The organism is Flavobacterium sp. LC2016-23 (genome assembly GCF_009674775.1).
GTDB lineage: Bacteria > Bacteroidota > Bacteroidia > Flavobacteriales > Flavobacteriaceae > Flavobacterium.
On the sequence record NZ_WKKE01000035.1, the window covers coordinates 1 to 12,738 of the forward strand.

At 34.6% G+C, this 12,738-nt stretch carries 12 protein-coding genes and 3 pseudogenes; 8 read left to right on the top strand and 7 right to left on the bottom strand.

Annotation, left to right across the window (positions count from 1 at the left end; genetic code table 11):
- Positions 1–451: 451 nt before the first annotated feature.
- Entirely contained in the window at positions 452–1,894 is a 1,443-nt protein-coding gene (locus GJU43_RS21795; protein ID WP_154343941.1) for a serine hydrolase, read from the top strand.
- Positions 1,895–2,030: 136 nt separating this feature from the next.
- On the opposite strand, the pseudogene GJU43_RS21800 reads toward GJU43_RS21795, so the two are convergent.
- The 3 genes and pseudogenes from GJU43_RS21800 to GJU43_RS23255 form a co-directional block, all read right to left on the bottom strand.
- Positions 2,031–2,309, bottom strand: a pseudogene (locus GJU43_RS21800) (DDE-type integrase/transposase/recombinase); the annotation flags it as partial.
- Positions 2,310–2,451: 142 nt separating this feature from the next.
- Positions 2,452–4,518 carry a T9SS type A sorting domain-containing protein gene (locus GJU43_RS21805; protein WP_229655112.1) on the bottom strand — a complete coding sequence of 689 codons (2,067 nt, stop codon included), beginning with the start codon at positions 4,516–4,518 and terminating at the stop codon, positions 2,452–2,454.
- 45 nt (positions 4,519–4,563) lie between these two features.
- Positions 4,564–4,953 (bottom strand): annotated as a pseudogene (locus GJU43_RS23255) (delta-60 repeat domain-containing protein); the annotation flags it as partial.
- 752 nt (positions 4,954–5,705) lie between these two features.
- On the opposite strand from GJU43_RS23255, the gene GJU43_RS21810 reads away from it, so the two are divergent.
- The 5 genes from GJU43_RS21810 (at position 5,706) to GJU43_RS21830 (ending at position 8,953) form a co-directional block, all read left to right on the top strand.
- On the top strand, positions 5,706–6,302 hold the full coding sequence (locus GJU43_RS21810; protein ID WP_154343947.1) for a peroxiredoxin-like family protein: 597 nt from the start codon (positions 5,706–5,708) through the stop codon (positions 6,300–6,302).
- A gap of 185 nt (positions 6,303–6,487) precedes the next feature.
- The gene (locus GJU43_RS21815; RefSeq protein WP_154343949.1) at positions 6,488–6,853 is read left to right on the top strand and encodes a DoxX family protein; all 366 of its coding nucleotides are present in this window, start codon (positions 6,488–6,490) and stop codon (positions 6,851–6,853) included.
- 261 nt (positions 6,854–7,114) lie between these two features.
- Complete coding sequence (locus GJU43_RS21820) at positions 7,115–7,522, top strand: helix-turn-helix transcriptional regulator (RefSeq protein ID WP_154343951.1); 408 nt, start codon at positions 7,115–7,117, stop codon at positions 7,520–7,522.
- A gap of 229 nt (positions 7,523–7,751) precedes the next feature.
- On the top strand, positions 7,752–8,000 hold the full coding sequence (locus GJU43_RS21825) for a hypothetical protein (protein ID WP_154343953.1): 249 nt from the start codon (positions 7,752–7,754) through the stop codon (positions 7,998–8,000).
- 278 nt (positions 8,001–8,278) lie between these two features.
- The gene (locus GJU43_RS21830; RefSeq protein ID WP_154343955.1) at positions 8,279–8,953 is read left to right on the top strand and encodes a hypothetical protein; all 675 of its coding nucleotides are present in this window, start codon (positions 8,279–8,281) and stop codon (positions 8,951–8,953) included.
- Between the two features lie 180 nt (positions 8,954–9,133).
- Here GJU43_RS21830 and GJU43_RS21835 read toward each other — a convergent pair whose 3' ends face one another.
- The 4 genes and pseudogenes from GJU43_RS21835 to GJU43_RS23135 form a co-directional block, all read right to left on the bottom strand.
- Complete coding sequence (locus GJU43_RS21835) at positions 9,134–9,826, bottom strand: hypothetical protein (RefSeq protein ID WP_154343957.1); 693 nt, start codon at positions 9,824–9,826, stop codon at positions 9,134–9,136.
- Between the two features lie 182 nt (positions 9,827–10,008).
- Positions 10,009–10,395: a hypothetical protein gene (locus GJU43_RS21840; protein WP_154343960.1), complete on the bottom strand. Its 387-nt coding sequence runs from the start codon at positions 10,393–10,395 to the stop codon at positions 10,009–10,011.
- A gap of 156 nt (positions 10,396–10,551) precedes the next feature.
- Entirely contained in the window at positions 10,552–11,013 is a 462-nt protein-coding gene (locus GJU43_RS21845; protein ID WP_154343962.1) for an energy transducer TonB, read from the bottom strand.
- 124 nt (positions 11,014–11,137) lie between these two features.
- Positions 11,138–11,281 (bottom strand): annotated as a pseudogene (locus GJU43_RS23135) (DUF4833 domain-containing protein); the annotation flags it as partial.
- Between the two features lie 119 nt (positions 11,282–11,400).
- Between GJU43_RS23135 and GJU43_RS21855 the strand changes: the two are divergent.
- The gene (locus GJU43_RS21855; RefSeq protein ID WP_154343964.1) at positions 11,401–11,826 is read left to right on the top strand and encodes a DM13 domain-containing protein; all 426 of its coding nucleotides are present in this window, start codon (positions 11,401–11,403) and stop codon (positions 11,824–11,826) included.
- A gap of 7 nt (positions 11,827–11,833) precedes the next feature.
- Positions 11,834–12,727, top strand: a complete 894-nt coding sequence (locus GJU43_RS21860) for a hypothetical protein (protein WP_154343966.1) — start codon at positions 11,834–11,836, stop codon at positions 12,725–12,727.
- Positions 12,728–12,738 lie beyond the last annotated feature (11 nt).

Sequence of the window (12,738 nt, forward strand, 5' to 3'; positions counted from 1 at the left end):
ACTTGCTGTGCGAAGTCTCCCGACTTCGTACCCGTTGCTACATTCCGTTCCAATTTTTTTTCATTCTTTTTGTGGATCACTGAAGTGGGTACGAAGTCGGGAGACTTCGCACAGCGATTAGCATATTTTAAATAAAGAACACTTCGCAGAGCTGGTTAAATTGTCATCGGGTTTAGAGATGTAAATTTATTCGACAAAGGCATCTATAAATCGCACCTGATTATCGGCACTTATAGTATCTTCTAAACTTGAAAAACGCATTTGTTGACAGGAAATACCAGTGATATTTTGCATTCTTAAAAACAAGAACAACCTTATTTTTATATAAGTATTTTGTTATATTTGATGATAATACAACCGAAGTTTTTTCACAGACTGACGTTAGCAGAAATTTTAGACCAACCCACTGTAACAAAATTTAATATAAGTTGTCTTATAAATAAAGTTAACTATGACAAAGTATATTCTAATTACAATTCTATTCTTATCCTTAAATTCTTTCGCACAAAATATTAATTCGAGTATTGATGATATTGTGCATCGGGAAATGAAAGAAAGACGCATTCCGGGATTACAAATTGCGGTTGTTCAAAATGATAAAATAGTTTTAAGTAAATCTTACGGACTAGCGTACATCCAAGATAGTATTCCCGTAAAAAACAATACCATCTTTCCTATTAACTCTAATACAAAAGTTTTTACAGCCACAGCAATTATGCAGTTGGTAGAACAAGGTAAAGTTGAATTAGATGCACCAATTAATAAATACTTAGATTATTTGCCTCCATTATGGCAAAAAATAACAGTTGAACAATTGTTAACACACATTTCCGGCTTGCCAGATATTCTAAAACTCATAGATGCTTTTAACAAAAACACAGGTTCATTTAAAAATGAAAATGATATTTGGGAGAAATTAAAAACAACTCCTTTAGATTTTGAAACAGGCAGCCAATTCAGCTATAATCAAACCAATTATTACTTATTAAGTAAAATAATTGAAAAACAAAGTGGTCAATCATTTCAAAATTTCTTAGAAGAGAAGCAATTCAATACTGTAGGCCTAAAACAAACATTATTTGGCGATTCGAGAGACATAATACTTCATTATGCGCCAACTTATAAATACCGTAACTTTTTAGATGGGAAAAAGCTTGTAAAAGATAAACTTATAAATGATTATTATGTATTTCCGGATTTCAGTTATGCAACAGCAGGTCTTAATAGCACAGCAGAGGATATGGCGAAATGGATTATTGCTTTACAAAATAAGAAATTATTAAAGAATGATTCCACTCTAAATCTAATGTGGTCACCTGCCAATTTTAACAATGGAAAACCTACCAATTGGACACGAGGTTGGGGAATTGCAAAACTTCGTAAAAAACATAAAGCGGTTGGAATGTCAGGTGGTGGAAGATCTGCGTTTTTAGTTTATCCAGATGATAAATTGGCAGTAATTGTTTTTACAAATTTAGGTGGAAGTAATCCTGAAGATTTTTTAGAAGAACTTGCTGGAGTTTATAATCCAGAAATCATAAGAAGCGATGCAATAACCCATCTTAGAAAAAATCTCAATCAAATAGGTTATGATAAAGCAGTAGATTTTGTTAAAAAAGAAAGTATTAATAATCCCGATTTCAATCTACAAGAAAACGAAATTAATGACTGGGCATATAGACTTTTAGTCAACAAACCAAAAGAGGCATTGGAAATCTTTAAGCTTACTGTTTTTTTATTTCCAGAAAGTTGGAATGCTTATGATAGCTATGGTGAAGCATTACTAAAGATGGAAAATAAAACAAAAGCTATTGAAATGTACAAAAAATCGATTGAGCTAAATCCTCAAAATGAGAATGGTAAGAAGATTTTAGAAAAAATAAATTCAAAATAAAAAACTTCTGCTAACAAGGTTTTTGCAGGTTCTGTCGCATCTGCCAGCATCAAATATAAGACTTTAAGTAATTTAAAAGTCAGGCCGCCTATTTACAGAATGATTTAAAGAAAGTCAACCGTAGTACCTAATTTATATCTACCGCTCGATATAAATAACAACATATACCTTTTACTTTAATATAGGTCTCATCCAATCTCCAGCTCGTCCCCAATGTGCCTTTTCTCTTCTTTATTTCTAACTCGATGAAAGGTGTAAATTTATAGCCCCAGCGTTGAATAGTAGCATGATCAACATGAACTCCGCGCATTTTCATGATCTCTTCAACATCCCGATAACTAAGTGTAAATCTTAGTTTGAAATATACTGCCTGAAGAATTATGCATTTTGGATAACAATGACCTTTAGTATTCATCTTTTGATCGGTTTAAAATTCTAAAGATAAAAGTTATTACCAGATGCGACAGAACCACAAGCAGTTAGCTTACATAACCCCAGCAGAGATCCTATTGTCATCTCGTTGTCATCCCTTAGGGAGTACCAACTACGCCCACTACCTACTTTTTAACAAACCGCATCACACCATCGCCCAGTTCCGTCCTCACCCGCATTAAATAGCTTCCATTAGCAAGTGTTGTAACATTCACATCACCTTGGGGTCCGGGTGTTACATTTTCAAGTACCGACTGCCCTAAAAGATTATACACTGTTACCGACTGAACATTAACTTGTTTGGGAATACTGATGAATACCATATCGCCCGCAGGAACAGGATAAAGCGCCAATTTAATCGTTTCAAATGATATAGTATGCAAAGACGTCTGCACCCTCACGACCGAAGTATTCGTCACAACAGGGAGATTGTAGTCAAAATAAATCGAAGCTGTATTCTCTAGCACAGCACCTTCTGTAAGCGAACCCAATGAACGAATTTTAAAAACCAAATAGCCATCATTATTCTCATCAGCAAACCCAAGCTGTATGTTGTTGAACATAAACTCGACCTGATTACCTTCTATCACGCGGGTAGTAAAAGGATGGCTACCGTCTACTGGACTCAAACTAGCGATATCAAATTTAGTGGTATCAATTATATCGGTCACCTTAATGTTTTGCGCCGATGCCGTACCCAAATTCTCGAATCGGATGCGGTAATACATATAATCACCTACACGTTCCGGACGCACATAGTCACCTCCGAGGCAAATCTTATCATTAGGATCAAACGAATTTACTACCGTTTGCTCCAATGTCGCTTCATTATTCGTCACAACTTCGTCTTGAGCAATGTTTACCTCTGCTGAAAATTTCAATACATCATTGGCATTCAGTGGTGGCGTATCGGTAGGGGTGTTCAAGTTTAGTTTTACAATATATTTAACTTCAGATAACGGCAATAAACCCTCAACATTCCATGTCACCGAGCCAAAACCTGCGCTTGCGGCCAAAGGGGTACTTTGGATATATTCCGCCGTAGCGGCATCGTACGTAAATCGTACAGTACCTGTTGCCGTTTGATTGCCATTGTTCCTAACCAAAACTTTATAATAGGCGTCAAAACCTGGTCTCGCTCTGTCAATTGGCACTATTACAACCGACAAATCATGGTGGATTCCCACTGCGGTCACACAGAAATTCTGGTTTGCATAATTCGTTGCCGATGGCATATTCAGACTGATACTTGATGGCGAAACGCTGAACCAAGTCGGATTGTCAAGTATAGGCGTGATAACACTTGTGCCATTTTTGAGCATTACGCCATGGTAACCATTGGAACTGGAATAATAAAAACTTTGGTTCGTACCGTTCACCAGTTTGTACTTAAGATACGTAAATCCGGGATCGGTATCGGTACACCCATTATTTTGCATGTCAAGTCGGGTATAGCCGTTTACAAGGTAGCTATCAGTACCGAGCAAGCGAATCATGTTGGTCCTATTAGACTGACCTCCAATATTTCCATAATCACCACAGTGCAAGATCATACCGTCAGGTTGCTGCAAGACCCTGCGCACCTCCGAGTATTCTGTAATCCTAATGCTAGTACCAGTCGTCGATGGCGAAAAAGAATAAGTTACTGAACCGTTTGGTAACAGCATAGCAATACCATAAATACTGCTCACGCTAAAATTACCTCCAATCAGGATATTGCCGTTAGGTCGCACCAAAATGTCATTTACCACAGGTTCTGTGTCATATATTGGAGATGTAAATGTGTTGTCATAACTTCCGTCGGGGTGCAGCCGTGCTAAGCTCTTAGAATTGTTTCCGTCGCATGTATCGAACCTTCCGCCCACCAGTATTTTTCCGTCAGGCTGTAATGCCAATGAAGACGTATAACCATTCCGACCTATAAAACTGGTGCTGATATCAAATGTCGTATCTATTGTGCCGTCGGCATTTAGTTTTTCAATATTGTAGTACGTAACCGCCCCTCCTGGATCTAACATTGAGCCGGCTACAATCAACTTGCCATCTGGCAATACCAATACGGCCCTGCAAGACTGTATTTCGGGATGCTCATCATAAAAAGTGGTATCTAAAGCACCATCAGCGGTCAGGCGAAGCAGTTTTTTAGAAGAGTCATTTCCAACCAGTAGCTTCCCGTCTGGCAACAAGGTCAAACAGTAAATATAAGAAGACGCTGGCAAAGCTGGCGTGTCGAAGGTTGTATCAATACTACCGTCGGTGTTCAGCCGAATCATAGGTTTGATTACACCTGCTACGGTAAATTGGGAGCCCAATATAATTTTGCCATCGGACTGTATCAGTATCAGACATTTATGCGTATTTGCCGTATTATCGGTCAATACCCTAAAAGCAGCATCACTCGAACCGTCTGCATTGAGTCGTTCTATGGTTCGCGTCCATCCCGTATCGTAATTATATTGGGTAGCCGCAATGACAATTTTGCCGTCGGACTGAAGCGCCATATCGTTGACTTGTTTTTCATAATTATTCCAAACCGTAGCAGGAATAAATCCCGGATCGGCACTAGCTGCATTTTGCGCTTGAAATAAAGAAGGAAGCAATAACAGTGAAAGTAATAGTTTTCGCATATTTCAGATTTTGGCTAAAGATAGTAAAGTAATGATAAGAAACGCATTTAAATTGCAAGTGATGTGGAAGTTTAATGTGTAGTTATCGAACTTTCGGGTAGAGGATTTAGATTTGTTTTTCTGTATTTTAAACGAGTAATTTTTGTATTTTATGTTTAGGTTAAAGTGATAGAAGGGTTCTGTCGCATCTATCAAAATCAAATATAAGAATTTAGGTGATTTAAAAGTTAGCAAGCCAATTTACAGAATGATTTAAACATAGTTATCCCTGGTCTAATCATCTGATTCTTGCGAAGCATATGCACTCAATTCCGCTCAATGTTAGTATGGCCGATTCAAAACTTTTAAAGCCTAACCCGCTCTACGAAGTCTTGGCACTTGCTGTGCGAAGTCTCCCGACTTCGTACCCGTTGCTACATTCCGTTCCAATTTTTTTTCATTCTTTTTGTGGATCACTGAAGTGGGTACAAAGTCGGGAGACTTCGCACAGCGATTAACATATTTTAAATAAAGAACACTTCGCAGAGCTGGGACTTCGCACAGCGATTAGCATATTTTATAAATAAAGAACACTTCGCAGAGCTGGGTTTTCAACCTTAATATTGCCCTTTTGCCCTGCAACAGAAAAGAAATTATCATTCCCGATCGTACCCAATATTAATTATTTCGGGATAAGTGTAAATTAGCTGACATTTCACTTTTTCACAGTACAATAATTTTACATCATCAAAAAAGATGTAAAACCATATACTATGAAAAAATTGCTTTTTATTTTTTTAGTAACCCTCACTTCGGTTGCTAATGCCCAGAACACCATTGCTAAATCTGCAAATGATATCACTCCCCTGATAATAGGAAAAAAGATTCCAAACCTTACTTTAAAATTATCAGATAATACAGATGTGAACATTTCAGAACTGCTTAAAAAGAAAAAGACAGTTCTTGTTTTTTATCGTGGAGGGTGGTGTCCTTATTGTAATATACATTTGCAGGCATTGGCTGAAGCCGAAAAAGAAATTCTGGATATGGGGTATCAAATTATTGCGGTAAGTCCCGATTCTCCTGAAAATTTAAAAGTGACAGAAGAGGAAGACAAACTAAAATACACCTTAGTTTCTGACTCAAAAGGAGAATTGATAAAAGCTATGGGAATTGCATTTGAAGCTCCGGAAAACCGCAAAAGTGTAATTTATATAAAATCGAATGGAATTAACACTAATTTCTTACCAGTGCCTTCTGTTTTTGTTGTGAATCGCGAAAGCACTATACTTTTTGAATATGTTTCTCCTGATTATAAGCACCGTCTCAAGACAGAAATACTTATTCCGGTATTAAAAAATTTAAAATAAAATAAGAGGAAAAAAACAGGAGAAAAACAAGATTTGAAGAAACATTGGATCTTTATAAAATCCAAATGCGAGTGAACGTAAAAGCAAATGGGCATAACAACAGCTGTAAAATTTGATAACAAATGTTATCGCCCAAAAGCTTTTCATCATATTAGTTTTGCGTTGTAACTTCAAAACAATTTAAAATGAAATCACAAAAAATAATTTATACACTATCAACGGGACTTTTTTCTCTTTGGATGATCAAAAATGCTTATGCCTATTTAACAACTGAAGAAGCAAAGCAACTTTGTATCCATTTTGGGCTGCCTGATTATCTGCGCATAGAATTAGCCATTTTTAAAATTATTGGTGTACTCGTTTTATTACTTCCGGTACGACGAGGCTATTTAAAAGAATGGGCTTATGCAGGTTTTTTCATAACAATGATTTCAGGATTTATAGCGCACCTGGCCTCCGGTGATTCCTTACTTTCTTCTCTATCTGCCCTATTGGGATTGGCGATTTTACTGACCTCTTATTTTTCATTTCATAAAATAAATAAGTACTGAGAAAAGCGCAAAATACTGCGCAGCTTTTCATGATAACACTTCGAAGAACGAGCAAATACCGGTATCTTATTTTTTTCATACTGATGAGACTTAAAATTTACCAACGAAGCTCTCTTCTTCCAAAATATAATCTATCCGGAATACAGCTATAATATTCTGACAAAAAGAAGGTTTTATGGGATATTTTTTTATCTTTGAAATTCAGGATTTTTAAAGCAAAATCGCTTTATCTTTGAGCCTTCAGAAAAATTGATACGCATTATGGAACAGAAAATACATCAGGGAAGAAACGTAAAACGCTTCAGGGAAATGCTTAACATAAAGCAGGAAGCATTAGCTTATGATCTGGGCGCAGACTGGAACCAAAAGAAAATTTCGATGCTCGAGCAGAAAGATGTAATTGAAGACAGCCTGCTGAAACAAATTTCAGCTGTATTAAAAATTCCGGTTGAAGCTTTTCAGAATTTTGATGAAGAGCAGGCGATAAATATTATTTCTAATACTTTTGGAGAACACGCTTTCAGTAATTCATTTAATTACGGAACAATTAATATTCATCCAATTGAAAAATTGATTTCACTTCATGAAGAAAAGATTGCATTGTATGAAAGGATGTTGAAAGAGAAAGAGGAGATGATGGTAAGGCTTGAAAAATTAATCAACAAATAATTATTTGTTGAATATATATTAAAACAAAAAAGAGGCTTTCGAGTCTCTTTTTTTGTTTTAATATATTATTTTACGGGATGCGAAGTCACGAAACATTCACACAGTTTTCCATAAGAACTCTTTGGAGAGCGGGGAAATTACTTTTTTAATACAAAAATAAATAAATCCTCTTTATTTAAGAGGATTTATTATTTAAGTATATTTGATAAATAGTAAAAATTAATAATTTATGTATACTCAAGAAGAAGCAGTTAAACTATATCATTATTACTTAGACAAAGTAGTTGGTAGGCCTTTGGACACGGAACAAGCAAAGGAATTACCTATAGATCATTTAAAAATTGAAGAATTAGTAGATCATAGTTTTAATGTGTTTTGTTATGGTAAAGGATCTCTCACTTTTCATTTTTTTAGAAATATTGAAACTGTAGCTAAAGATTTGGAATTACCTTCTCCATCAGAAGTTTTAGAAGAATAAATAATTAAACATTCAATGCTAACATTATGCACGAAAACCCGCTGTACTTTTTTGATCAAATTTTAAAAGTTCTTGCTAAAGATTTTCACAGTGAATATAATGTTGATCAATTAACTAAAGCCACTCTTCCTAATTCAATGAGAGGTGTATTTTTCGTCTATAACAAATAATAAGGTAATAAATGCTCTTTTAAACAGAGAATTTTTATGGAACTCCCGTGATAATATTTCTAAATTTGCTCAAATAATAATCTCCTTAATTACATTAATTAATACAATATGAAAAGAATATTCGAAGACACAAATACATTACTTGTATCAATAGTTGGAATTGTAGGAGGACTAATTTGGGCAATAAGTGATAATTGGAATTGGGAGGCAATTATTCTTCTTTCTGTATCAGTAATTGGTCTTATATGCTTTTTAGGGGCTAAAATTTTTGGCGAAAAAGTTAGACCGATCGTGGAAGTAGAATTACAACAAACTGGAAGTAATCGTGGTCCAATTATAATGGCACCAGGTCTTAGTCCTGAAAATAATCAAGGACATTATGTGTTTGAAGAAAATGGTATTTATCATTACGAATTTGATCGTTCTTACGATCTCGTTATTCGTAACAACTCCATTAATAACGCATACAATGTAAATATTTATGTAGAAAATAACTATCATCTCAAATTTCAAAATAATACCAGTTCATTAGATCCTTTAACAATAGACAAGCCAAAAATCATTAAAGTGAAGTATGAATTTGGCAGAAATATGACAGCACAAGATTCAATCGATGAATTGTCTGTTAAATTCAATGATGAATTAAAAAAAACAGTTTTTCTTGTCGAATATCATGATGAAAACAGAAAGACTTACTTTACTAAGTTTAATGCTCCTAAAACTAACATATTTCTAAAAAAAAGACCTAAATATGACATGAATAAATTCAGATTAATTAATTAGTTAGTAATACTCCTTGCTGTGCGAAGTCTCCCGACTTCGTACCCGTTGCTACATTCCGTTCCAATTTTTTTTTCATTCTTTTTGTGGATCACTGGAGTGGGTACGAAGTCGGAGACTTCGCACAGCGATCAGCATATTTTATAAATAAAGAACACTTCGCAGAGCTGGGGTAGCTTTTTATTATTTATTAAATATTTTATCAAGTTTTTTAGCCTTTCTAAGCATCTCTAATACTTTCCTTTCCCTGTCCAATTCTTGTGGCGTGAATGATTTAATCTCATATTTAACCAAACCTGTTGTCTTTTTTTGTTCTTTTGATATTTGAGGAAGCAGATCATCATCAGTTTTTATTAAACCATCTTTACCTACACCAGCAAGATAAAACTTATTAGAATCTAGCTTTTCATAGAAGAATGTAACGCCATTTGTTTGTCCGTCAGATTGTTTAATTCTATATGAACGATCATGACTATCAATAAAAAATTCCTTTATATCACTCAAGGAATTGGGATAAGTTCCATATTTCAATTTAAAATCTTCAATAGCCCTATCAGCTATATTTATTGATTCTTGCGCATTACTTAACCAAGCAGAATCATATCCTGTTTTATTCCATTCAGCTTGTAACTTGTCACCCCATTTTTTCGCTGGTATAAGGATAGTAAAGTTGAAGATATTTAATAAAACTGTGAGTGATAGAAAAATTATACACAAACTTAGTTTCTCTTTCTTATTGAATATATTCCAAATAAAGAAAATTATTGAAAGTAGAGAAATCCACCAAAATGGAGTAACACTAGTCAATGATAAAATTGAGAAAATAATTATGAATGTTTTAAAATATAAGTAGATAAATTCTTTAATTTTTGTCATAATTTAATTTGTAATGTTTTTTAAAGTTATACATAACGTTCTAATACTACGGCGGCTTTGGAACTAAATTAAGCCCTATTCCGAGCAAAGCGAATAGACGAAGTAAATCATATAACACACAAAACCAACTTACCATTAAGCCTATTGCCCAAATCCGTTGTGCTAGCTGTTTTGAGTAGTCGTTATACTTTAAAAGTATATTTTAATTTAGTTCTGACATGATATCCTTCATGTTCTCCTTGAAGCCACTTTGGTGACATTTTTAAAACTCTTTTAAGTTCTTTTCCAGACCCAACATTATCAGCCTTAATAATTTCAACGTTACTTACTGTTCCATCCATTTCCACAATAAAACTTGCTGAAATTTCAGTTCCTTTTATACCCTTTGAGTTTGTAAAATTAGTTCTTACATATTCATCAAACTTTTTTTCCCCTCCAGTAAACTCTGGGGCAACCTGAATATTGTCTACTGTATATAACACTTTCTGATAAGGACTTAACTCTTCAGAATTTTGGGCAGATAATACATTAACAAATATAATAATCATTAAAGTCAGGATTTTTTTCATAAGTTTATTTTCTAACGGGTAATTGTGCAATTGCTTACAACGTACTGATACGACAGCAGGTTTGGGACTAAATTAAGCCCATTATTTAGATTTGCCAAATTATAACAAATACAAAACCAAATTATCAAATATTTGAGATTATTTAAATTCTTTCAATTACTGAACATAATAAGGTATGCTGTACAAACATCTTACTGGATTTCCATCTTTGATTGCCGCAATCCAATTTGGAGATAATTTTAAAACTCTTTCTAATTCTTTTCCCGAACCATAACCAAAATCATGCAGAACTTTTATATGGGAAACACAACCATCTTTTTCGATTATAAAACTAACAAAAACTCCTCCGGAGGCTTCTTCTTTAATTATTTCTTGAGAAGTAACGTAATTTCTCTTTATAAAAGCCTGGAACTTCTGTATGCCACCGGGATATTTTGGCGGAATTTCTACCGTAAAGGCACTATAAACTTCATTATCTTCCGTCTTATTTTCATGTTCATGCTTTTCTAATTTTATAGCTTTTTGAGGTACTGTAGGAGCTTTCAATGCTGGAATACTACTATTTTGACAGCCAAATAAAAATGCAAAACTAATAGTTATAAAAAACTTTCTTATCATCGATTTTTGTTTAGTTGAGAGGGCTTGGTGTTTTCATTTTTTTATAGAAGTAAAAAAACAAAATTTATTGCAATGCATGAGTAATGAATCAAAAATCTTTAAAGTTAATTTACTTTAAGCTATATCATTTCAACAACATTCTCTCCGTAATTGTTTTATTTGAAGAAGCATCAATTCCGGTAACTTCGGGATACTTTACATTGGGTAACCAAAAAGAACCACCTTCAATGTGTACAAATATTTTTTCTACCTGTATTTTTTTCTGATTTACACCTACAAAAAAAAGACTCTAGTAAAGCTATTCATTTAATTTTCAATTAAATGTAAGATGGCTGACAAATACTTATTTTTTAGTCTTCTAATTTTGATATACTAAAAATACGTAACATGAAATATATTTTCTTATCCCTGGCAGTTTCATTCCTCATACTTTCCTGCGAATCTGAGGGTGAACTCACGAAAACGGAAGTTGGTTCAGCTCCTATACTCCCGGAATCAGTGCTCCAATATTCCGGAGTATTTAAACCAACATCAGGAATTGCTGTTACCGGCAAGGCTGGTATATATCTGGATGGGACACAATACAAAGTTTCGCTGGAAGGTTTTTCCATTTCGAGCGGACCAGATCTGAAAGTCTACCTTTCCACCTCCGAAAAACCGAATGAATTCATTAACCTGGGTGCATTGGGAAATGGCATGTCGCAAACCTACCTTATCCCGAAAGGCGTAGATTTTAATACCTATAAATATGTATTAATTAACTGCCAACAATACAACCACCTCTTCGCTATTGCCTCACTTAATGTAAAATGATGTCCTTATGAAAAAGTATTTTATCTCATTTCTATTTTCCACACTTTTTTTTCAAATCATACAAGCGCAGGGTTGCAGTGATGCGGGAATATGTAGTATAGGAACACCACATGAAAACCCTGATAAGACTGCTAAAAATCAAATAGAAGTTACTACCATTTTAGGCGCAGGAGAATCAGACACACAATATTTTTCTCCGGCTGTTACGTATACCCGAAATTTTAATGAAAGGTGGGACGCCGCCGTAAAAATCACTTCTTCTTTTGCAAGTGGGAGTTTTGGCAAACGCGGTTCTATAGGTGATGCCTACTTACTGGTTAATTATAACCCGTCCGGCGGAAAGATTTTTAAATGGAGTTATACGGCAGGTGCAAAAATCCCATTTAATCGTGCTAACTTAAAGATCAACAACCATCCTTTGCCACTGGATTACCAAAGCAGTCTGGGTACTTTTGATTTTTTGGGCGCAGCTAACCTTAGCTATAAAAAATTTGACTTTAATATGGCTGTACAAATTCCTGTTTTTAACATCAACGCAAATTCTTACTTCGCAGAATATTCAGGTACAGATGATTTTCCGACTACGAATTTATTTGAAAGGAAACCCGATATGTTGTTTCGCACAATCTACACCATCAAAACCAAAAAAATTACATTTAAACCCAATCTTTTATTTATCTATCATCTTGGCGAAGACACATACGAAGATATTTATGGCAAGAGGTTGTCCATTTCCGGTTCAGAAGGCTTAACCATTAACGGCAACCTTATTACTGCGTATAATCTCAACGCATCAAGCATTGAATTATCACTGGCAACACCTTTTGTTGTACGTGATATCAGACCTGATGGACTCACGCGGAAATATACCGTGGGAATTAGCTATAAAACAAGATTTTAGATTTTCAAAGA